Source organism: Arthrobacter sp. ISL-28 (assembly GCF_018613875.1).
Taxonomy (GTDB): Bacteria; Actinomycetota; Actinomycetes; order Actinomycetales; family Micrococcaceae; genus Arthrobacter.
Window position 1 is genome coordinate 281289 of the sequence record NZ_JAGGPJ010000015.1, and the last position, 20532, is coordinate 301820.

The window sequence follows — 20532 nt, forward strand, 5'->3', positions numbered from 1 at the left end:
CGGCCGGTTTCGGTGGCGGGGAGGGCGTTTCTCCGTTCTGGACCGGGGACTTCACCGGTTCGGGGAGGACCGAGACCTTGTTCTGGTATCCGGGGGACCAGAATTACTGGCTGGGCCAGTTCAACGGCACCCAGATCCAGTACACCCGGGGCCGGCAACACGGCCGGCTTCGGCGGCGGGAGGGCGCGTTTCTCCGTTCTGGACCGGGGACTTCACAGGTTCGGGCAAGACCGAGACCTTGTTCTGGTATCCAGCGGACGGAAACTATTGGCTTGGACGGTTCTCCGGGACCAATCTGAGTTTTGCCTTCGCAGGAAATTCATGACCGAGTGCTGAGCCGAGCCGCAGAATGGCGCTTCTCGTCTATGGAGGATTCTATGACGGCGACACGATGGACGAGGGTACGGGCGCGTCGAGGTTGACGGCTGCGCGATGACGCTCAAGGACTTGGGCTACTCCGCACCCGGAGGTGCCGAAATCGCCAACTGATCCTGCCGCCATCGTCGGCTAATGATCACACGACAAGCCAGTCGCGGTGGAGGACCGGCTTCCGGGTGGGTGTCGGAAGTCGTCTGAAGCCGTCGGAAGCTGTCGGAAGCCGTCGATGAGGTCCAGGCCGCGAACCACCGGTCGCTCAACTCAGCATCCGGAATGCCTGAAGGCGCCGCTCGACCCGGCACGGGGACGACCGGTGACCTCTAGCGAAAAAGCCACCAGGAAAGCGCAACAAGTCCGCCGAGCAGCCACGCGATAAGAACGAGAGTATAGACAATGGACAGCGCGAAATCATGCTCGAAGGGCGAGATGGTTTTGCCTCTACGCGTGTAGGGACCTCGTTCGACTCCTAGGGAAGCTTCGAGGGATCGGGCCCTGCTGATCAGATCATCGTAGAGCTGGGAGTTGCGGACATCGTAAATCCGGATACCGACAGTGATACCCAATCCCAAGACTGAGGCCAAGAAGACCAGGAGAGGTGACCTATATCCCGGACGGGGGCCGTGAGGAGAACGGTGAGAGTCAGGCCGCTGACTGTCCGGGCACACGATGGACCTGATGGGTGACGACGCCAAGCGCCGTCACACAGCTGGCGCAGACCCGCTAAGCAGCGGGGCGCCAGGCAGCGCTACGGCCGGCCGGCCCGAAGGGGCGTGCCCCGGGTCTGTCCGGAAGCGGTCAAGCAACTGGGGTGAGGGGCGCAGCCCCAGTTCGGCGTCCAGCAGCGTGCTGTACTGGCGCAGGTACGCGTGGGCCGCGGCAATATTTCCTTCGTCGAAGCAGACGTCGATCAGGATGGCGTGCGCGGATTCCCTCAGTGGCTCAATGGCCTTGGCCCGCAGCGCGGCGTCCATGGCCTCGGGGTAGCGCCGCAGTTTCCGGAGCCTGACGGCCAGCGCCTCGAGTGCGTGCAGCTGCGTCTGCCTGAGCCGTTCGCGCTCCACCAGCAGCCAGTCCTCATCCCAGGCCGGCAGCAGCTCGCCTGTAAGCGGCGAACTGTTGATGTCGCCGGGAAACAGGTCCGCGTCCTGTGCCAGGAGCCGGGTCGCCTGGTCGCGGCATTGCTGGAGGTCCACCGCTACGGAGGCCCCCAGTGCCAGTTCGCTGCGTCCGGCAGAAACCAGGTCCTGCTGGACGGAGCGGATGCGCCACAGCGCCGTGCGGAGGCTTCCGTGCGCATGGTCGGTTGAGGAGTCGGCCCAGAGCCTGCCCACCAGGGCGTCCCGCGAACACTTCACGCCGTCCTGCCGGGCGAGGGCCAGGAAAGCGAGGACCCGCTGGGCGTGGAGCGGCAGGCGGACGCGGTCTTCCGCCAGGAAAAGTGAGAACCCGTTCAGGAGGTAGAGCCTCGGCTGGACAGCGGCGCCGGGAGCCGAAAAGCCGGGTGCCGGTAAGGAGGGTGCAGACGTCATTGAAGGACCCCACGTTGAATCGGACGCGGAACAGTACTGGAGATCAGCCACGTGCTAAAGCTGGCGATGATCAACATCACTACGCAATGTTGATGTCCGGTAAGGCTTTCCGGCGGATTATGTCCGCCATGACAGCCGAATACTCCGTGATCGTACTGCGGGCCTGGCGTGATCCACAAGGCTTGATTGTCCGCGTCCTGACCACCGACGGGACGCGCCGCAGCTGGGTGGTGTTTGGCACCGCCAACCTGGTTGCCCTGCTGGAAACGCTGACCGCCGAGCTGGAACCGCCCGGTTCCGGAGCCACAGCGGAAGGTACTACAGACGATTGACGGTGGAGCATACAGACCGGCCCCACGCTGAAATTTCCATCCCTAAGGAGGCTGTCATGGACGTCCAGTCCGGCTTCGCCAGCGAGGCGCTTTTCTCCGGCCTGTCATTGGCCGAACCTCCCGCCGCTCCCGTCAGTCCCCAGGCCGTGCCGGAGGCAACCCTGAATTCCCCCTTCCCGGCCCGCTTCATCGCTGAGGCCTTCGCGCCGGAGGTGGAGGAGGCCGCGGTCTTCTTCGCGGAGCTGGAGGATGAAGACTTTGTGGACTCGCTGGACCAGCTCATCAATGATGCAGCCGCCCACCAGCTCGCGGACCAACGGAACTGGTCTTCCCTCCCGGCCGAGGCCGATTCCAGGGCTTCGCTTGAGGACTGGATCGAGCCCGTGGCCACCGAAGCCGAGCGGGCCCTAGACGGGTTCGCCGAACGGCTGGCGGGCCAGGACATCTACGGCATGCCGGCGCAGGAATTCGAGCAGCTGCTGGAAGCCGCAGGCAACGCGGGCCAGTTCGCGCCGACCGGTTACGAGAACTTCCTAGGCGGCATCCTCCGGGCCGGCAAGAAGCTGGTGAGCGGCGCCGTCGGGCTCGTCAAGAAAGGCATCGCCGCCGTCGGCAAGATCCTGCCGGTGAATCTGCTGCTCAACAAGCTCAAGGGCCTGGTCCGGCCACTGCTCAAGCGCGTCATCAGCGCCGCCATGAATCGGCTCCCGGCAAGCGTCCGTCCGCTGGCACGCAAACTGGCCGCGAAGCTGGGGGTTGCGGAGGCCGAAGTCGAGGACCATGCCTCGGCCGAGGGCCTGGCCGAAGTGTTCGGGCTCGAGGTCGCGTCCCTGCTTTACGCGCCCGAGGCGGAGGAAGAACTGGGCGAAAGCTTCTTCGAGGTCCGGGACTACGAGTCCACGGATTCACTGACAGCCCTGGAGGCGGCGCGGGCCACCTTCACTGAGCGGCTCGCCGCCCTGCCCGACGGCAGCACACCGACTGCCGAGGTTGAGCAGTTCCTGCCGGCGGTGATGGCCGTGCAGCCGCTCATCAAACTGGGCATCTCGGTCATCGGCCGCCAGCGGGTGGTGAAGTTCATTGCGGACATCCTCGCCAACCTGGCCAAGGGCCTGATCGGCGACGGGCCCGCCAGGATGCTCGCCACACCGGTCGCGGACCTGGGCCTGAAGGTATTCGGCTTCGAGACCGGCGCGGAATCTGACCGGATCCGCGCGGCCGAGGCAGTGGCCTCCACCGTGGAAGGGGCAGCCCTGCGGCTCTTGGAACTGCCAGAGGCCGTCTTCGAAGACCAGCTCCAGCTGGCCGCGGCGGCACAGGAAGCCTTTGTGGACGCAGCAGCCGCTTACCTGCCGGACCGGGTCCTGCACCAGGACCTCCCGGAACGCGAAACAGCCGGCGACTCCGGAGTGTGGGTCCTGATGCCTCGCTCGGCCAAGCCGCGTTACAAGTTCCGCAAATACACTCGTGTTTTCGCCATCCCCATCACGCGCCAGGCGGCGCGGGCCATCCGCTGGTCCGACGGCGGCACCTTGGAAGGGCACCTGCTGGACCGGGGCGTCCGGAGGTGGCCGCTGGAAGCCGAAGTTGACCTGTACGAGGCCATTCCCGGCACCCAGTTCGGGCACCTGACCCAGGACGAAGCCACAGACGAAGCGCTCGCCGCGGACAGCAGCGAGTTCCAGCTCCTCACACCGGACATCGCCGGCCTGCTGCTGCGCGAACCCGCGCTGGGCAAGACCGCCGCCTCAGGTCCCGCGGGCGGACGCGCCATGGGGCGTGCCAGGCCGCAGGTGGGCCGCCGGTACTTCCGGATCCGTTCAGCTGCCCTGGGCCGGGTCAACCGGGCCAAGCGGCTCGCGCGGCGGCTCCGGGTGATCATGGAACCGTCCAAGCGCCGCCTGCGCGTGCAGCTGCGGCTCTCCGAACGCCAGGCCCAGCAGATCCTGGCCATGCTGCAGCCATCGTCGCCTACGGCCCGGCGGGACCTTCCCTCGGTGCTCGCAGCGCTGCGGCAGCTGTACGAACCCCGGCTGCCGCAGATCCTGGCGGCCAGGATGGTGCGGCACGCCTTGGCAAAGGACGCCGCCGAAGCAGCCGCACCTGTGGAGGCCCTGCTGAAGGCCCTGGCCGGGTCGCTGTCCAAGTTCCTGACCCAGCGGGCGGCCCAACTGGCGGCGGCCGTGGCCGAACCGGCGAACGGCGTCACCATCTCGATCACGTTCCAGGACCTCACCAAGGAAAAACTCGTCTCAACGGTCCAGCTGCCCGAGGTGGCAGTGCAGGCGGGGTGGAAGTCCAGTGGCCAATGACTTCGCCGCGGAAAAGGATGCCCTGGCCCTCGAGGTCCGGCACTGGCACCGGGCCAGCGCCGCGCTGACGGACCTGGAAGTCCTCGCTTCCTCGGCCTCATGGCAGGCGCTGGAAAGCTACATGGGCCTGAGCATCCGGGCGAGCCTCCGGGCCCTGGCCACCGGCGTCACCGCCGAGGCCGGCGTCCTTGCCGCACGGCTTGCCACGGCCGCCGGCCCGGAGGAGCTGGCCGGAATCCGTACCGCCCTGCTGCGGCTGCGGCGCCGCTACGAGCAGGTGGAGACGGTCCTCGATTTCTACGGCGACGCCGTCAACACCCGCACGAGCCCCCGCCTCGGCGCCGTTCTGCGCGGGCTCGATGCCCTGGCCGTGGACAGCATGGACCGGGTCCTGCGGCCGCTGGGGCTGGCCACCCCGCCGGTCCTGACCTACCTGGACAAAGGGATCGGCGCGTCCATCCTCCGGTCCGGTGCCCGGTTGTGGGATGCCTCCGTCTCACCGGTGGCGGCCATCAAGATCACCCGGCACAATTTGTGGCGGCCTACCTCCTTAATTCACGAGACAGGCCATCAGGTTGCCCATATGACGGGCTGGACGGCCGAGCTGGGCACGGCACTGTATGACAGGATGGCTCCCGTTTCGGTCCTTGCCGCCGAAAGCTGGCGGGCCTGGGCCAGCGAAGTAGCTGCCGACGTTTACGCCTTTGCGTTGCTGGGGTACGCGCCGCTCCCCGCCCTGGCCACGGTGGTGGACGGCCCCACGAGCAAGGTGTTCCGGATGCCCTACGGTGACCCCCATCCCTTCGGCTGGATCCGGGTGCTGTTCAATGCAGGCCTCTGCCGCTCCTGGTTCGGCCCGGGGCCGTGGGACGGCATCGCGCGGACCTGGATGCACCGCCACCCCCTGGCCAAGGCGTCGCGCGACGTCCAGGCCATCAGCAAGGCGAGCGTGGCGCAGCTTCCGGCGTTGGCGGACGTGTGCACCCGGACGCCCTTGCGTGCGTTCGGCGGCGCGTCGCTCGCGGCGCTCGCGGACCCGCGCTCCGTTGCCCCGGCGGAACTTGCCCGGCTTGCCGAAAGGGCGGGCGCCTCCCTTTACACCTCCAGTTACCTGCAGCGCCTAGAGGCGATGCGCGTGCTGGCCTGGACCGTGCTGAACGGCCAGTCAGTGACAGGGTCCGACGACGGCGTCGAACTTTGGCTTCGAAGGATCGGCGGCGCTGCGGCCGCCGCAGCCTGACCCACCAACGGGAATAACAGTTACGAAAGGACGAATGTCATGGCAGAGGACACGGGCCCGGCCCGGGCATCAGCCCGGAGTTCTGCGGCCAAACAAGGAACCAAGGCCGACGACCCCGCTGACGGCCAGCCGGACGCGGAGCTGACGCTGGCCGTTGCCAAGGCGATCGGTGAACAGCTCAGCGGCGCCATCCGGGATGTGTTCAGCGAACAGCGGGACATCTTCGCCGGGCAGGCGGCACTGCGGGAAGCTGACTACGTCCTGGTCCGAGAGATGGTGCAGGAACAGCTTGCACGGCGCGAAAAGGACGCGGAACTGCTCAAGAAAATTGAACAGTCCGAGACCAAACGCCCGGATCCTGCCCCCATGGCCCGTCGCATCGACGCGGAACCAGGGCAGTTGCTGCTGGGCCTGCAGTTCAACGCCCTGAGTAATGCCCTCTCAAGCCGCAAGCGCACCCGCGTGGGCCGCGACGACTCGCTGATTCCACCGCCGGAAATCCGCAAGGTTACCGTTGGCCAAAAACAGGTCTTCACACTGACCTTTGTGGCAGCCCTCCCCTCTGCGGCGGCCACCGTGGGGATCCAGTACCTGGATGACCAGCCCAAGGACTTTGTCCGGGTGGACAAGCTCTCCGGCAACAGCCTGGACCTGGCCTCAGACCGGGTGCAGTTTGTTGAGCTGTTCGATGGGCGTGCCCTGCCCATCGCCTACGGAATCCCCTACCGGCGCTGATATCAAGAACCCCTTGGAGGCCCACGATGTTTCGTACCCTTGCCCGGCTGGTCGTTGACCCGACACTGCTAAACTCTGCCGCCACGCCCAATCCGGACGTGGTGTTCGCCCACAATCCGCGCCAGCTCAGCCGGTGGCTGGAGGAAGTGTTCGCGGTCAACGGTGTGGTCAAATACGTGCCCAACCCGGCGCCCACCATCACGGCAGCCACCGGCCAGCAGGCTGTCATTGACGGCCTCAAGATGCCCCCGTTGCTGCTGGCCGAACTTCCCAGCGCCATCACCCAAGGCACCACCATTCCGCCCGGTTACAAGGTGAACCCGCTGCTGGGGACCACCACGCCCCTGCCGTGGGACCACCTGATCTATGCCTTCCTGCTGGAGAACACCGGCATCGTGGAGATCCTGGGCGAGGTGGTGCGGCGCTACAAGGTGGGCGAAACCCTGGCCCCGCCATCGGTCCAGACGCTGGTGTGGGCCCGGAACACGGAGGAGCTATTCTTCCGTGATCCGCCGGCCTTCCACATCCTGGGGGTCACTAGCCAGCTCCGCCCGGACGCAAGGGTGAACCGCCGCAACGCGTACTGGCGGATGTTCGGCCGGGACCTGTCCCATCCGCCGCTGGGTGCGCCGTTGGAGGGCCAGCCGTGGAAGCGCGACGTCGGGGCGGGAGCCAACAGCCGTTTCTTCGACATTTGGGAGGAGCTGCTGCGGCAGGTCTGGCAGGGCATCCTGAACGACCGGAACCAGGGCGGCCCCAACGCCACGGACCGCAGCTACATCGCCTACCTGTGCCAGTCCCTCTCGGAGATGCTTACCATGCGGCGGCGCGGCGGGATGCTGGCCCAGGAGGAGTTCGCGTATGTCAGCATGCTCAACTGGTTCCACCTGACGGTGGAGTACGAGACGCCGGTGGTCAAGGACCTCAAGGCCGAGGCCGGCACCAACGGCAACCCGGCGGACCGGCTGGCAGCCATCGGCGCCCGGGTGGGGATCAATCCGCCGCGGGAAAGCCGGGAGCTGTTTGAACTCGCCGGACTGCTGTCACCGCTGATGTGGTTCATTGAAAACGGCGCCTTCAACGACGAATCCGATGCCGAGATGCTCTACCACTCCAACCTTGTTCCCAACCCGGTGGTGGCCGATGCGATGATCCGGATCATCGACCTGTGGCAGTCGGCCACCGGCACCCGGATCAAGGACCCCACGGTGGTGTCGGTCAGCCCCGACGCCAGGCGTCCGGCCCAGCCGCTGCGGCTGCCGGAACCCACGCCTAACGCTGCCGCTCCGGTGTTTACGCCCACCAGCAATGGCACCAAGGCCAAGGTCTAGGACCCGGGGCACGATCATGGAGGACTACTCAGTGGCGCAGCTGTTCGCGGTCAACGGGAACGGCGAGGCGCACCAGGAGCACACCGGCTGGCCGGTGAAACAGGACGTCTTCTCCTTCCAGAACCAGGCCGAGTACCCGCCGGCCCCCACGGAGGCGTTCGCCGGGGATTTCTCAGAAGAAAGTGCCGGAACGGAACATTCCGCCGGGGAAGAGTACGACGGCGGCGGGTACAGCGGGCAGCCGGGTGAAGCCCTGTGGAGCCAGACGCTGGAGGACCAGACGCTGGAGGATGAGGCACCGGGAACCACGACGGCCGAGGACTACGACAACCTTACCTGGGGCGAGCAGGAAGACTCGGCGTTCGCCTCGTGGGCGGAGGCGGCAGACCTGCAGGAGACAAGTGAGGCCACCACCTGGGAAGTGCAGGAGGATCTGGCAGGCGGCCAGGCCGGCGTCGGACCCGCGGAGTCCCCTGACAGGCTGTGGGAGACCGGGCAGTCCCGGACGGTACCGGCCGGGCGCCTGGTGATTAACCGTTTCCCCCAGCTCCGGGCCCATAAGGGCTCGGCGCCGGATCTCCTGCTCAAGTGGAACACCATGCCGCAGGATGTTCAGACCGTGGATGTGGTGGTTCACCTGCACGGCTATTCGGGCAAGCGCGCCGGCATGAGCATCATCCGGGACAAGGAGCCTGCCAGCGGTCTTGATTTCGCTGACCCGGCCCAGCCCGGAACACCCGGCCGGACTGCACCAACCCTCGCGGTCCTCCCCCGGGGGAACTACTTCGGCGGCAACAGCGGCGCCGGCTACTCCTTTCCCGAACTGAGCAGGCCCGGGGCCATCCAGAAACTGGTGGCAGCAGGGCTGGAGGCCTTTAACCGGGAAGCCGGCACCGGCGCCGCGGCGGGGAAGCTGATCCTGACCGCGCACTCCGGCGGCGGGGCGCCGCTGATGGCCATCCTCCGGCACACCGATCCGGACGAGGTCCACACCTTTGATGCCCTCTATTCGGATCCCGCCGCTCTCATCGCGTGGGCACGACGCCGGATCGCGGCCGGGAGCGGCGCCCTTCGGGTGGTCTTCCGGCCAGGTGAGCCCACCGCACGGAACAGCGACCGCGTGGCGAAGTCGCTGAAGCAACTGGCCCCGCCGGCGTCGTTCCGGGTGGAAGCCACGAAGGTGCCGCATAACGACATCCCCCGGAATTTCGGCTGGCTGCTGCTGCGGGACGCCGGCACTCCCCTGCCCGGCGCCACCGCCCGGGAAGCGGAAGCCGAAGGAGCCGAGCTGTACTTCGGCGAGACCGGGTGGCGCTTTGACAGTGCAGCCAGCGAGGGTGGGGCCGGTGAGGCGGATCCCGGTGAGTCGCAATTCAGCGGGGCGGAAGCGGACGAGGCGGGAGCCGCCGTCGGGCTTTCCGAAACGGAAATGGACGAAACGGAAACCGAAGCCGGGGAGCCCGAAGCCGGCGAGTGGGAACTTGCCGCGGCGGAGGCGGAGGCTGAGGACATCGGCGAGCACGAGGTTTTCCCGTCCGGGGCCACGCTGACCACCACTACAGGCAAGACGGGCAAGGGCGAGGAGCACTGGGATCCGAACAATTCCGGGCTGCCGCTCTACGACACGGGCACGGCTGTCCGGGCGCGGAAGCTGGCCCCCAACTTTACGGTGGGCGAGCTGGTGTTCAGCGGCAACCAGTTCGCCGACAAGGCACGGATTTCCCCGGCGCTGGTAGCGGCGCTGCAGAAAATCCGCGACCGGGTGGGCAGGCCCGTCAGGATCACGTCCGGGTACCGGTCCTGGCAGCGGAACGTTGCGGTGTACAGCCAGGCCCGCCCGCCCAAGAAGCCCACGCTCAGCCGGCACTGCAGCGGCCAGGCAGCGGACATTACCGTGGCCGGGATGTCCGGCCTGGACATCGCCAAGGCGGCGGTGGACGTCCTCGGGGACGGGATCGGTGTGGGCATCGGCGCCGGGTTCGCGCACGTCGATGTCCGTGGCAAGTGGACCGTGTGGACCTATATCTCCGGGGCGGCCGGCGCAGCCGCGGTGGCGCAGCTCAACGCCCACCGCGCGGGCCGGAAGGCAGCGCCTGCCCCGGTACCGGCGCCGCAGACCTCGGACCGGGCGGCCGGCCGGGTGGTCCGCGGCACGTTCAGCAGGTGCGCTACAGGCGAGCAGCCGGGCGCGCGTGCCATGGCCGACCAGTGGCGCCGGCTCACCGGCCGGCAGGCTGGGACCTTCAACTGCCGGAAGACTGAATCGGGCACGCCGTCGCTGCACGGCGAAGGGCGGTCCATCGACTTGCACGGGCGGGTGGACCGGCCGGCCGAAAAGGCCCAGGCGGACGCGTATGTGGCCTGGATGCAAAGCAACGCCGTGGAACTGCAGGTGGCGTACCTGATCTGGAACCACAACCAGTGGAGCTGGGCGCGCCGGGCAGAGGGCTGGCGCCCGTACGGCGGAAACAACAAACACATCGACCACATCCACGTGGACCTGAGCTGGGAAGGGGCCAAGAACCCCAGCCCGCTCTTCAGTGGCGTCGTGCCGGGCCTGGGCGGGGCACCGGCCCCCGCTCCCTCGCCTGTTCCGAAGCCGGGGCCGGCTCCAAAACCGGCGCCCGCCCCGAAGTCCGGCGTCCCGGCGCACGTGCAGGAGTTTGTACGGCTTTACCGGCCGGAGGCGCAGCGCGGGCAGCAGGACAGCGGCGTTCCCTGGCTGGTGACCCTGGGCCAGGCGGCGCTCGAATCCGGCTGGGGCAAGAAGGCACCGCGGTTCAACTTCTTCGGCATCAAGGCTAAAGCCACCGATCCCGAGCCACATCGGCAGCTGCTGCAGACCCGGGAAGTCCTGGGGCATCCGAACGGCAAGTTCCCCCGCGTGATCTCGGTGACACCCCGCGCCGACGGCAGGTTTGACTACGTGGTGATGGACTGGTTCCGGGCCTATGCCTCGGCCGCGGAATGCTTCGCGGACCACGGCGATTTCCTGCGCAGGAATGCCCGGTACAAGCCGGCGTTCCAGCACACCGGCGATCCGTACGCCTTCGCCAGGGCTGTAGCCGCCGCCGGTTACGCCACTGATCCTTCCTACGCGGCCACGTTGTCGTCCGTGATGGGGCTGATTGAAAGGGCCGCCTGAGGGCAGTCCGTGACTGCTGGCCGCTTCCCTCCCCAGGGGAAGCGGCCACCGGCCACCGGCCGTGCCGTGCCGTGGCCTCCGCCACTTATGATGTGCGAGGGGGTGGTTTCGCATGGGGGGTTCCAGGCGGCAGGTCAGGTGCTGCACCCGCGCGAGGAAAGCTTCCGGCTCCTTCACCTGGGCGAGGATCACCCTGTTCATCGGTGTCCGCCTTCATCAGTTCCGGCGGGATGCCCGACATGGTCAGGAACTGCGAGGATCCATCGTGCCGGGTGACCCTCGACCTTCCAGCCGCGACCGCCCGCCACCTGTGCTGCCATGTCGTCCAGACCTTTGGCGGCACCATGTCTCAAAATCACCGTGTCCTGCATCGTGACCGGTACCTGCCAGCGCCAGCGCGGTGTCCAGAGCCGTGCTCGATGACATTTCATATCGGTCCACTCACGCGAACCGGTGACCAGCACCCGGGACTGCTTCGGGGTGGGTATCTGGGTCTGTGTGAGGCTCTGATCGTGGATTTCGATAGTCATGGTCAGATCTCCGTTTCGGCGAAGTCGGCTGCAAGATCGCCGGTTGGTTCAGGATATGTGGATGGGCTGTAACCAGCATTGAAATTTGTCCACACGAGCTCTGAAAACGACATAATACGTAGAGGTTTTGCCTCGCTTGTCGGTGTCTATTTTCGGGATCGACAACGGCGGGTTTGGTCCAGGTCCTCCGCGCAAAAGACTAGAGTTCAGGAAACCGATCGAACTGACCGAAAACCTCCTGTTGCAATGACCGCCTGAATCCGCCAACCCCTTACCCGGAATACGGCTCCCTGGCCCGTGGTGTTGCTGCTTCGGTAGCGGCAGTAGCCCCTAACACCAGTTCGGTGAACTGTGCGGTGAAGGGGCGCTAAACGGCACGCTCCTCACTCCTGACTCGTTGCGACGTTGCTTAGAACGCCTGCCATTACCGGGCAGGCGTGCCGTGGCTCCCGGCCTTCCACCGACGGATTAGGTACACCAGCCAGATTGTGGCGGCGATCGGTAGCAATGGGAACACTGGCATGTCGATGGCCGCGGTTACGGCGAAGAGGGTCCAGAGAACGCCGGCCAAAAGCGCATTGGTGATCACTGTCTTCCGGGTGGCAGGGTATCCCGGAAGCTCGATCCCTTCGGCCCGCAGCTGCCTGGTCTCCAGGACAGCTCCGCGAATCAAGGGAACGAAGACGGCGGCCAGCACGGCTGCCACGAGCAGAGAGCGCCAAGGCTGCGCAATCCCGGCCGCCTCGGCTGCAGGCCCCAACAATCCGCCCAGCAGGATGAACCAGAAGACCACCGTCCAGCCAACCAGGCGCCTGCGCTTCGGCGGCATTCCCTCGAGCGAATCCGGCGGCCAGGATTGCCACTCGTACTTGTTGCCGTCCTTGCCTTCCCCCGTGGCCATAGCCATAGAGTAGCCCCGTTCCGACTGATACTGTCTGGGCATGGTCAGGTGGTTCAAGCGCAAGGCCCTCACCGTGGAAGACTTTAGCTACGCCCGTTCGTGGATGATCTTCTTTGCCATTCTCAACCTCGGCAACGCGGCCCTGACCATCTCTGAGTATCAGGCCGAAAGCCGCGTTCCGCTTAGCGCCTGGGGGTCCATGGCCATCTCGGTCGTCAGCGTTCTGGCTGCCGTCTACTACCAGAACCGCCTTGACCGGTACCGGGCCATAGCCGAAATCATGCGCGATCCGGATCGGAAACTGTCCCCGAACTGAAGCTTCAGCCAGGCAGCGAGGCGCTTCTCCATTCCGGAGGCATTCCCGCGATCTAGCTCCACCCTGATTCGAGGAGCCGCAGCGCTGTCTCATCGGATGCGAGCTGCAGTGGTCCCTTGTCCGTGGACATGCCGACGATCTTCCATTTCCGTTTCAGGTCGGCGGGCCGCTTCTCCGGCATGGGCACCGGCTTGAGCGAGGCGATGTCCGTGAAGGTGCTGATCGGCCCCCGGTGGGCTCGTCCACGCCGACGTACAGGTTCTGGAACCTGATGGTGCCGGGCTGTATTTGCGCGTAGCCAGGTTTCCACCAGCCCTGCAGCGAACCGGGGTGCGCGTCCGGGAGCCGGACCGCGCATTCGATGAGTCCGCGTCCGAGGTCGTGGGACAACCGTGCCCTTCTCTCCTGCCCGGACAACCAGACGAAAATCAGGCCCCGGGCAGTGTAAGAACAGCGGCAGCAATGACTGAGGGCCGGAAGCCGTCTGCATGTCCGAGGGGTGTCACAGGCAGGAGCACGAAGTTGCCGCTTAACCAGGCCAGTCTGTCGTAGATCTTCTCGCGCCGGCTGCGCGGGGCCGGTGCGAGCTTCTCGGCTGCCATGGGTGGTTCCTGCTCGTGGTCCGGTCGCGGGAAAGGGTGTCCGCCGGGCCCCGGGATGCTGGAGGGCATATCTTCCGGACCCGGCTTTTCTGAAGCGGCGGGGTTGCTGCTACCTTCCTTCGACTTCAGGGACACCATGATTACCCCGCTGGGGCATTGGAAAACGCGGGTGGCTGTTGGACGCTCCGACTCTCTCTTTACACCCCTCGTTTGAGGGGTCGAGCCTAAGCGCCCAAGGTCTTCTCGAGTTCATGGGACTTCCGGCCGCGGCGGCGGCCCTCCCGCCAGCCCGGTAACGCCTCATCGGGCGCCAGCGCCTTGGCGGGATCGAGCTCGCCTTTGCGCAGCTTGGAGCGCTGAATGTGCAGCCAGACGCCCAGCTCGTGCTCTTCGCCTGTGATGACAGCCTTGTGCCGCGGCCAGTCGTTGCCGGCATCCCGGTAGGCGGTCAGGGCTTTGAGCCGCTCCTGCCACCGTGCATCGTCAGCCTCAGCCCTTGGGGGAGTGATCCAGTTATTGAGCACGGAGAGGCCGTCACAGTATGCCGGGGCGAGGGTTCCAGCCCGGGCGTCTTCGCGGCGCCGCTGCAGCCAGGTCGCCAGTGTTCGCTCCGCGGTGCTTTCCGCGGTCCGGGACGGGTAGCGGCCGGTTTCCTGGACCAGGGCCACCAGCTGCCGCATCCGCTCCAGGCCCTGGACTGTCGCCGCATGTGTGGTCTTCTGTGCGGCCGCCGCATCGTGCGCGGCCTGCAGCCCGGGGTCCCCGGCTAGGGCAATGCGCAGATGATAGTCGACGGTCTTCGGCGCTGCCCCCACCAAGTCCGCGATGCGTCCCCGGGCAAGGCCGCCCCGGTACATCAGCACCCACTCCTGGTTCGGAGCCGCATCCCGCCTTGTCTTCGCCACGGGAACCATCCTGCCAGCCGTGGTGACCGGAGGAGCGCCTCGCCACATCGAGTAGCATTGCCCCCAATTGGCCAGCAACGGAAGGAAGTCGTGTCATGCAGCAGTATGTCGTCCTGCAAGTGATCCTCAAAGAGAAACTGTGGGGAACCGGTTCGGGCAACCTGACCTCCTTGGAGAAGGCCATCAACGATCAGGCCGCGAAGGGCTACCGACTCCACACCATAACCACCGCGAGCAGCGGGAGCAAGGGAATGATCGGCGGCGGTGACCGCATCCAGGCAACGCTGGTGTTCGAGAGCCTCGGATAATTGCACATGGCGAAACGAGCGGCGGCCTCTGGATAGCCCGGCGCACTCCGACGAGACAGTTCGCTGTCGTAGGTGCCCAGTAAACGATCCCCGAACGTTTGGCGTGCCACATATCCCTGCTGGAGCCGGGCCAGGTGCGCTGCGTTGCACAAGGGTTGTGTGCGGTTACGGCGATCGGTTCCATCTTCGGCCCGTCGCGGGATTTATCCGGTGATCATGGCCCGGCATGAATCGTGATTGCCGCCCTGCTGGCGTTCCGCCGCATCCGCAGAGACAAGGCGCACGCTTCTCGTCGGCTGGAAACGGTGGGCGCGCAGCATAGGCCACGCTCCGAACGGCCGGAGCTGCAGGAGCACGTCGGTACCGTGCACGCAGCTCCTGCACGGGGAGAAGCATCGCATCCGTCCCCTCGCCCACCCAAGAATGCCGCCCTTCCAAGGCGATGAGTCCCGTGAGCGCTCCCAGCGCCGCGTCTACCTGGTCAGCCCCGATCAGCACCCGCTCATCGACTCCTTGCTCCGCTAACAGCTGCCGGCGGGTTGGGATCTTCTCGGCAAACTCCCCGATCCGTCCGTTCAGCGCAACTGCAGAGGCATGCGGGAAGTACTCGGCAGCTTTCCCGCGAACGTCGCCGCCGGTATATCGAGCGTACATGTGGGCGAGTGCTGCATAGACCCTGAACCCGTCCTGCATCCAACGGTGGAACGGACGGGCGCGGTCTGCCGACGGAGTCGCGTAGAGGTTGATCCCTCGTCGGGCCAAGTCCAACTCGGCGCTGTTTCCGGTCGGACCCGCCATTGGATCGCGTACGGATCCAGCTCGTCGTTGCTGATTTGAGTTTATGGTGATCCTCGGGAGGCCTCTGATCCCTGGCCCGGAGTTGGGAGGTTTGGTCAAGGGTAAGGCGCTCGGCCAGTGACCTCGGTGCGCTGAATCCAGTGTTGGGTTGAGAGGGGAAAGCTCCAGTTTCGATGGCGCGAGGGGCACAGCGCTGCCATCTGCCACTGGTGGCCGAACTCCGAGCCGCCCGCGGTACCACCATCAAACGCGGGTGGCCCCCAGTAGAACCACCTCCATGCCTCGGCTCCTTGCGCGCACTGCCCAAAACCTTTGTAAAGCCTGTGTCAATGCTTACCGAATCCGTGCCGCAGGCGAGGCATGCTTAGTAAGGCGGTACATCTGCGCTTGTGGGGAAGCGAAGGACACATCAGGCATGCCATAACGTTCGAGCGTACTGATTGCGGCTGAAGCCGCAGAACAGCTCCGGGAGCCTGCCGTTGGAGTACTCGGCCGCTTCAAGCAGGGCAGAGGAAATCCGCTGTGCTTCGGCCACGAATCCGTACCGAAGCAAGCCGGTAGCGATGAGCGCATTGTCGTGGGGCCAAACTGAGCCGTTGTGGTAGCTGGCGGGGTTGTATGCACCCATGTCGCTGGCCAGAGTCCGGACGCCCCAGCCGAGCCGAAAGAGAACGCCGATATCCGGCCTTCCGTCCCTTTGAGGCGCCGGGCCTTGTGGCAGTCCGGTCCTTGATCGGCGAGGTTCGGGTCATGCCTTCTTCGGTGGTCTCCGCCCATGAAATGTTCGAAGGAGGTCCCAACGCTATGACGCTCGTTGAACCCCAGCCCTGGGCTTGCTCTGCAACAATGCCCAGCTATTTCGTGCGTCCGATTCCGGCTCAGCCCGCGGAGCATCTTCACTGTGGGCGGAGCCCCGCCCGCGTGGACAGGGATTCTCAACGCCGCAAAAGGGCTGTCACGCTCGGACGGATTCGGGCTCAAAATGCTCACAAAAGAGGGTGTGGACACTGTCCACACCCTGGGCTTCGGATTCGGCTGTACCCGCCTCGGACTGGGCCGGACTGCGGATGTTTTCGAAAGATTGGCGGATCTTCAGGGGGAGCGGCTGGTTCGAGTCCCATCTCGGGCACGTGTTTTCCCTGTTCAGGGGCTTCCTAGCCTCTGAGTGTGGACATATTGAGTTGTGAAGGGCCCCTTCGGGGGCCTTTTTCATTGGTGACCGGCTGCCTCCTGGCTTACGTGAATCGACCGTTTATCGTTCGCTACCTGTTGATCGACGTTCATGGCCTGGTCAACATGACTTGAGGAAAATTCTGTGCATTTTTCTTTACCGGCCGTCGGTTACTCCCTGGTGTTGTGCCAGCATTGCCCCGGCATTGCTGCCCATGGTGCTCACCGCCTTTCGGATCCGGACCCGGGAATCTTTCTGTCTATTGCTGTTCATGGCCATCGTCGGACTCGACTGCATGACGCTGTTGTTTTTCACCGTACTGTCCTGAACTGAGGCACTGCTGCAAGGTTCGTCTTTTACGCCTGTTCATTGCCAACCTTTTGGGTAGCTGCATGACCGAACGGTGAGACGCCGTAGCACCCTTAGTGGATAAGAACCTATTCACCAGGCCCTGGTGGGGCTCTGTTCCTTAGAGGGTTTGGGACGGACGTGGCGAGGCTTTCGGGGGACAGGGCAAACCATGACCACTACGGGCAACTGGCCAGACCCAAAGTTATGTAAGCAAGTGCCGTGTCCTGGGTGGCATACACGTCAAGCTCAGAGAATGTGCAATGACGGGCGGTCCAGCCAATGGCCTAAAACGCCGAGAGCCATTGCAACGCGGACGGCGGTGAACACCCGCGAGGGACAGCGTGGGGGACCAGTGTCAGGATGGCTCTGAGGAAGGATGGAGGGCCAAGACTATGACGGGGCGAGGGGCTGGCAGCCAGATGGGAGGTGCTGTGCTCTGATTCGTTGAAGGTGCTGCGTGTATCGCCCGCTCATGGGACGAGTTTGGCGTAGACCACGTAGTTGTCATCGAACTCGCCGGTTGCGGGGTCATATCCATCGCACGTGATCAGACGAAGTTCCGCCCCTTGGGTGTTTCCGTAAACAGCGGACGTAGGAAAAGTGTTCTTGGGGTACCGTTCGCCCCGATCGAACAGAAAAGTAGCGGTCCTGCCGTCTTGGCGACTCACCTCAATGGTGTCCCCCGCTTTCAGCCTTCGTAGCTCAGCGAAGACTCCTGGCCCTCCGCCAGTGGCGTTGACATGACCAAAAAGCACAGCGGGCCCACTGGCACCCGGAGTCGGAGATCCATTATACCAGGCAGCGGGAGACCCTGGTCCCTCCGGCGGCACTTCCAGGGAACCATCGCCCCGCAGGCCAAGACTGAGCAGCCTTGATTCTGTCCCAAGGGCCGGAATACGCAACGCTACGGGGGTCGAGGCCGGCATGACCGGCAGTTGGGGGGCCTTAGTGGCATTCGGCAGCACCTGTCCCGCCCTGGCACTGGGTCTCGGGTTGGCCGGGCCACTGGCTGTAGGGCTGGCCATCCAACTGGGTGTTGGGCTGGACGGAACTGTTGTTACCGTGCGTGAGGGACTCGCCTCGGTAGCCGTGACGGAACAGCCGGTGAGCATGGAAAGCGCGACTACCGCAGAAGCAATTCTGTTTCTGCGGTAGTCGCGGATTGAATGGTTCATCAGTGAAAGTGGATCACGTAGTCCTTTGTTGTGCAGTGGCTATGCGTTGCTGGCGGTGCGGCGGCGGACCAGGAAGACACCACCAATTGCTGCCAGCACCAGGCCACCTCCAAGAGCGACAACGCCCGTGTTGTCGCTAGTATCCTGCCTGACACCGGTGGGAGCCCCGCCTACCGGCATATTGGGTACCTGGGGAGGCGCCGCTGTTAGTCGGGCCACTATCGAGGCATCATACGCAGGCGTTCCGGGTGCATCGCAACCTACACCGTCGCGGTCCCGGTCCAAATGAGTGCCGTAGCCAGGAGTACCTGCGGGAATGTTGTACACCCCTACTGCTGCTGCTGCATCACAGTTCGGGAATGGGAGCGTTACTGCCGCTGCGGGCGTTGCGGACAAGGCTGAAAGGCCAACCGCTGCCGCGAACGAGAGACCTGCTGCGCTTTTTTTCATCATGTTTCCCCCTATGGAACATCTGACGGCCGGCAGATGCGATCTGCCAGACAAGCCGCGTCTAACGCTTTGTTTCTATCGCATCGGAGGAGCCGGAAGGAAGTCCTTCGTGCCAGATTTCTCCGCAGACCGGGATGTCATCCTGCCAAGCCAGTGGGCGAAGGGTCCGGCGCCGGCCTTGCTACCAGCTCGCACCGGACGCCTCCCTTGCCCACCCGGTTTTTCACCTCCAGATCGGATCCGCTGGCATGGCTTGGAGAATTGGAACCGGCAGCCGGCACACCAACTCCGCCTGGCTCCTAACCTCAGGGCGATCTCGCGACGAGGACAGACCGCAGCAACCTTTCCGCGGCCTTGGCATCCGGCTCCCAACGAGACGGAACATCTCTCCGTGCCAGTTTTGCCGCGTTCGAGACCGGTCATTGCGTGGCGATGGCTACCGCCGTGGTCACGTAGCGTGTCCTGCCACCTGCCCGTGAAAGATTCCAGACGCTCGTGCCCGGCGACATTGCCGGTGACCGGCATGCCAGCGAGTCTTTCCACCGGCACCTGCGGCAGCAGCCGAAACCTTGAAGGGTTCCGGGCGACACGACGTCTTGGCGGACGGCTGGGAAGGATGTAGCGTGCTGGTCGCACTCGACGTCCCGGCCAGACTGTTCAAGGATGGTTGCAATAATGGGGTGCGGCAGGATCAGGCGTCCAGGAGCCAAGCCACTTCTTCATGTCCTGATCGGCCTGTCCCAGTGGTCTTTGAAAGTGATCCCAACGGCGCCGATGGTGCTGTCGCAGGAGGTCCGCGGCTTGATTCGCTCAGCGGCCGGCGGCCCAACCGCACGCCCCCTGGCATGTCGTCTTCAGGGGCATCGCCCTGTACAGCGTCAGGGCTTTTCGGTTCGGCCAGCTTTCAGCGCGCTCCATAAGTTGTCCGACGGCGGAGGCCCTAAAAAATTCTCGAACTTGTCCGGCGCCTTTCGCCCCGCCGGCTGTTAGCGTGGAGGCCGAGCCAATGAAGGAGGAGCGATGACGACCAACTCACCTGCCTCACCGCCCGAGGACGAACCCCAAAAGGATGCACAGGGCAAGGACGATGGCGGGATCCCTCAGGGCGGGGACGGCATTGGTATCACTGCCGATGCGGAGCCCAACACATTCGAACCCGACGAGGACCCTGACGCCACGGAGGAGCCAAGCCGCTGAGGCTCCCTGCCCTTTTAGGGAGTCTGCGATGGCCGTTGCAATTGAATACTGCGGCCTGACCGATTCCGACGATTTGCTGTCCTGTAACCCACAGCGGGCGAAAGGACCGGGTATAGCTCTAGCCCTGCCATTCAGGTCCTGAGGTTGGAGACACCCCAGTCACGCTAAATGTAGCCGGCCACCCGTGCTGCGACATCGGTTGAAGGCAGCCCGTTAACCAGCCACGACATGGCCAAGTCCGCCTCCGTGTCATATTCGTATTCGGGGTAAGACAACACCGCCGAATCCCAAGCCAGCCAAATCTGCATCAACAAAGACGCGTCGTACGGCCCAGCGCCGATCCTTGTCCCGTTGATTCATATCGAAAGTCTCCTTGGACCACTGGCAGAATCCTGACAATAACCTGTTCCGCGAACCAGTCCGTTCTTGAACTAGGAACTCCCTGAGCCCATCCCCCTGTGAGAACTGATCCCTTCTTGCGACGAGCGCATTCGAAGATACCTCGTTCGGCGTCCAGTGTTATGCGCCGCTTTTTGGCCGCACGTAAGGGCATTGTGAGGAAGACCGGCGCGCCAGCAGGTGGCTGACCGCCAGCAGTTCAATGGCTATGGATTGGCAATGTGCGGTGAAGGAAGCCATCCCACTTGGGCTCATACAGACTTCCAGCGGGCATGTCGCCCCGGCCTGGCACCCGATTCACCGCCTTGGCCATCGCCAGGGACAGCGGCGGCCGGAGACCCTGCGGCAGGGCAGGCATCAGCCTTTAATCCTGGAAGTTGGCGAGGTGTTCGCGCAGGCCGGGGTAGGCGCTGTTCTGGGCGAGAGC

Annotated in this window: 18 protein-coding genes and 1 pseudogene; 9 read left to right on the top strand and 10 right to left on the bottom strand. The window is 64.9% G+C overall.

Features of this window, described 5'->3' with window-relative positions:
* Positions 1-1076: 1076 nt before the first annotated feature.
* Positions 1077-1907, bottom strand: a complete 831-nt coding sequence (locus J7E80_RS12855; RefSeq protein ID WP_215052088.1) for a BTAD domain-containing putative transcriptional regulator — start codon at positions 1905-1907, stop codon at positions 1077-1079.
* A gap of 128 nt (positions 1908-2035) precedes the next feature.
* Between J7E80_RS12855 and J7E80_RS12860 the strand changes: the two genes are divergently transcribed.
* From J7E80_RS12860 to J7E80_RS12885, 6 genes are read left to right on the top strand one after another with little or no spacing between them, the layout of a single operon-like run.
* Complete coding sequence (locus tag J7E80_RS12860) at positions 2036-2239, top strand: hypothetical protein (protein WP_215052090.1); 204 nt, start codon at positions 2036-2038, stop codon at positions 2237-2239.
* A 56-nt stretch (positions 2240-2295) separates the two neighbouring features.
* On the top strand, positions 2296-4551 hold the full coding sequence (locus J7E80_RS12865) for a hypothetical protein (protein WP_215052091.1): 2256 nt from the start codon (positions 2296-2298) through the stop codon (positions 4549-4551).
* Entirely contained in the window at positions 4541-5791 is a 1251-nt protein-coding gene (locus J7E80_RS12870; protein WP_215052093.1) for a hypothetical protein, read from the top strand. Before J7E80_RS12865 ends, J7E80_RS12870 begins: the two co-directional genes overlap by 11 nt.
* Positions 5792-5830: 39 nt before the next feature.
* Positions 5831-6526 (top strand): hypothetical protein, encoded by a 696-nt coding sequence (locus J7E80_RS12875; RefSeq protein WP_215052095.1) that lies wholly within the window; start codon positions 5831-5833, stop codon positions 6524-6526.
* A gap of 26 nt (positions 6527-6552) precedes the next feature.
* Positions 6553-7857: a hypothetical protein gene (locus J7E80_RS12880; protein ID WP_215052097.1), complete on the top strand. Its 1305-nt coding sequence runs from the start codon at positions 6553-6555 to the stop codon at positions 7855-7857.
* A gap of 16 nt (positions 7858-7873) precedes the next feature.
* Positions 7874-11002: a glucosaminidase domain-containing protein gene (locus tag J7E80_RS12885; protein ID WP_215052099.1), complete on the top strand. Its 3129-nt coding sequence runs from the start codon at positions 7874-7876 to the stop codon at positions 11000-11002.
* A gap of 197 nt (positions 11003-11199) precedes the next feature.
* On the opposite strand, the gene J7E80_RS12890 is transcribed toward J7E80_RS12885, so the two are convergent.
* Positions 11200-11532: an SLOG family protein gene (locus J7E80_RS12890; protein ID WP_215052101.1), complete on the bottom strand. Its 333-nt coding sequence runs from the start codon at positions 11530-11532 to the stop codon at positions 11200-11202.
* Positions 11533-11956: 424 nt separating this feature from the next.
* The gene (locus J7E80_RS12895) at positions 11957-12433 is read right to left on the bottom strand and encodes a hypothetical protein (protein ID WP_215052103.1); all 477 of its coding nucleotides are present in this window, start codon (positions 12431-12433) and stop codon (positions 11957-11959) included.
* Between the two features lie 40 nt (positions 12434-12473).
* Between J7E80_RS12895 and J7E80_RS12900 the strand changes: the two genes are divergently transcribed.
* Positions 12474-12749 carry a hypothetical protein gene (locus J7E80_RS12900; RefSeq protein WP_215052105.1) on the top strand — a complete coding sequence of 92 codons (276 nt, stop codon included), beginning with the start codon at positions 12474-12476 and terminating at the stop codon, positions 12747-12749.
* A gap of 52 nt (positions 12750-12801) precedes the next feature.
* Here the strand turns inward: J7E80_RS12900 and J7E80_RS12905 are convergent, their stop codons facing one another.
* The 3 genes from J7E80_RS12905 to J7E80_RS12915 form a co-directional block, all read right to left on the bottom strand.
* Positions 12802-13107 carry a hypothetical protein gene (locus J7E80_RS12905; protein WP_215052106.1) on the bottom strand — a complete coding sequence of 102 codons (306 nt, stop codon included), beginning with the start codon at positions 13105-13107 and terminating at the stop codon, positions 12802-12804.
* Between the two features lie 70 nt (positions 13108-13177).
* On the bottom strand, positions 13178-13351 hold the full coding sequence (locus J7E80_RS12910; protein ID WP_215052108.1) for a hypothetical protein: 174 nt from the start codon (positions 13349-13351) through the stop codon (positions 13178-13180).
* Positions 13352-13575: 224 nt separating this feature from the next.
* On the bottom strand, positions 13576-14256 hold the full coding sequence (locus J7E80_RS12915) for a helicase associated domain-containing protein (protein ID WP_311380822.1): 681 nt from the start codon (positions 14254-14256) through the stop codon (positions 13576-13578).
* Positions 14257-14351: 95 nt separating this feature from the next.
* Here J7E80_RS12915 and J7E80_RS12920 point away from each other — a divergent pair, with 95 nt between their 5' ends.
* Entirely contained in the window at positions 14352-14564 is a 213-nt protein-coding gene (locus J7E80_RS12920; RefSeq protein ID WP_215052111.1) for a DUF4177 domain-containing protein, read from the top strand.
* 165 nt (positions 14565-14729) lie between these two features.
* On the opposite strand, the gene J7E80_RS24640 is transcribed toward J7E80_RS12920, so the two are convergent.
* From J7E80_RS24640 to J7E80_RS24645, 4 genes and pseudogenes are all read right to left on the bottom strand, one after another.
* On the bottom strand, positions 14730-15362 hold the full coding sequence (locus tag J7E80_RS24640) for a DUF429 domain-containing protein (protein ID WP_215052113.1): 633 nt from the start codon (positions 15360-15362) through the stop codon (positions 14730-14732).
* Between the two features lie 433 nt (positions 15363-15795).
* Positions 15796-16020: pseudogene (locus J7E80_RS12930) on the bottom strand (MGH1-like glycoside hydrolase domain-containing protein); the annotation flags it as partial.
* A gap of 1334 nt (positions 16021-17354) precedes the next feature.
* Positions 17355-18059 (bottom strand): class F sortase, encoded by a 705-nt coding sequence (locus J7E80_RS24415; RefSeq protein WP_215052115.1) that lies wholly within the window; start codon positions 18057-18059, stop codon positions 17355-17357.
* Between the two features lie 39 nt (positions 18060-18098).
* Positions 18099-18512: an excalibur calcium-binding domain-containing protein gene (locus tag J7E80_RS24645; protein WP_215052117.1), complete on the bottom strand. Its 414-nt coding sequence runs from the start codon at positions 18510-18512 to the stop codon at positions 18099-18101.
* 1017 nt (positions 18513-19529) lie between these two features.
* Between J7E80_RS24645 and J7E80_RS12945 the strand changes: the two genes are divergently transcribed.
* Positions 19530-19706: a hypothetical protein gene (locus J7E80_RS12945; protein WP_215052119.1), complete on the top strand. Its 177-nt coding sequence runs from the start codon at positions 19530-19532 to the stop codon at positions 19704-19706.
* The last annotated feature ends 826 nt before the right edge of the window (positions 19707-20532 follow it).

What these genes read in the sequence shown, in the direction of transcription:
- J7E80_RS12905 (WP_215052106.1), bottom strand. Translation starts at nt 13,107, where the DNA reads ATGCGCGGTCCGGCTCCCGGACGCGCACCCCGGTTCGCTGCAGGGCTG.
- J7E80_RS12910 (WP_215052108.1), bottom strand. Translation starts at nt 13,351, where the DNA reads ATGGCAGCCGAGAAGCTCGCACCGGCCCCGCGCAGCCGGCGCGAGAAG.
- J7E80_RS24415 (WP_215052115.1), bottom strand. Translation starts at nt 18,059, where the DNA reads ATGAACCATTCAATCCGCGACTACCGCAGAAACAGAATTGCTTCTGCG.
- J7E80_RS12900 (WP_215052105.1), top strand. Translation starts at nt 12,474, where the DNA reads ATGGTCAGGTGGTTCAAGCGCAAGGCCCTCACCGTGGAAGACTTTAGC.
- J7E80_RS12945 (WP_215052119.1), top strand. Translation starts at nt 19,530, where the DNA reads ATGACGACCAACTCACCTGCCTCACCGCCCGAGGACGAACCCCAAAAG.
- J7E80_RS12855 (WP_215052088.1), bottom strand. Translation starts at nt 1,907, where the DNA reads ATGACGTCTGCACCCTCCTTACCGGCACCCGGCTTTTCGGCTCCCGGC.
- J7E80_RS12885 (WP_215052099.1), top strand. Translation starts at nt 7,874, where the DNA reads ATGGAGGACTACTCAGTGGCGCAGCTGTTCGCGGTCAACGGGAACGGC.
- J7E80_RS12890 (WP_215052101.1), bottom strand. Translation starts at nt 11,532, where the DNA reads ATGACTATCGAAATCCACGATCAGAGCCTCACACAGACCCAGATACCC.
- J7E80_RS12865 (WP_215052091.1), top strand. Translation starts at nt 2,296, where the DNA reads ATGGACGTCCAGTCCGGCTTCGCCAGCGAGGCGCTTTTCTCCGGCCTG.
- J7E80_RS12895 (WP_215052103.1), bottom strand. Translation starts at nt 12,433, where the DNA reads ATGGCCACGGGGGAAGGCAAGGACGGCAACAAGTACGAGTGGCAATCC.
- J7E80_RS12880 (WP_215052097.1), top strand. Translation starts at nt 6,553, where the DNA reads ATGTTTCGTACCCTTGCCCGGCTGGTCGTTGACCCGACACTGCTAAAC.
- J7E80_RS12860 (WP_215052090.1), top strand. Translation starts at nt 2,036, where the DNA reads ATGACAGCCGAATACTCCGTGATCGTACTGCGGGCCTGGCGTGATCCA.
- J7E80_RS12920 (WP_215052111.1), top strand. Translation starts at nt 14,352, where the DNA reads ATGCAGCAGTATGTCGTCCTGCAAGTGATCCTCAAAGAGAAACTGTGG.
- J7E80_RS24640 (WP_215052113.1), bottom strand. Translation starts at nt 15,362, where the DNA reads ATGGCGGGTCCGACCGGAAACAGCGCCGAGTTGGACTTGGCCCGACGA.
- J7E80_RS24645 (WP_215052117.1), bottom strand. Translation starts at nt 18,512, where the DNA reads ATGATGAAAAAAAGCGCAGCAGGTCTCTCGTTCGCGGCAGCGGTTGGC.
- J7E80_RS12875 (WP_215052095.1), top strand. Translation starts at nt 5,831, where the DNA reads ATGGCAGAGGACACGGGCCCGGCCCGGGCATCAGCCCGGAGTTCTGCG.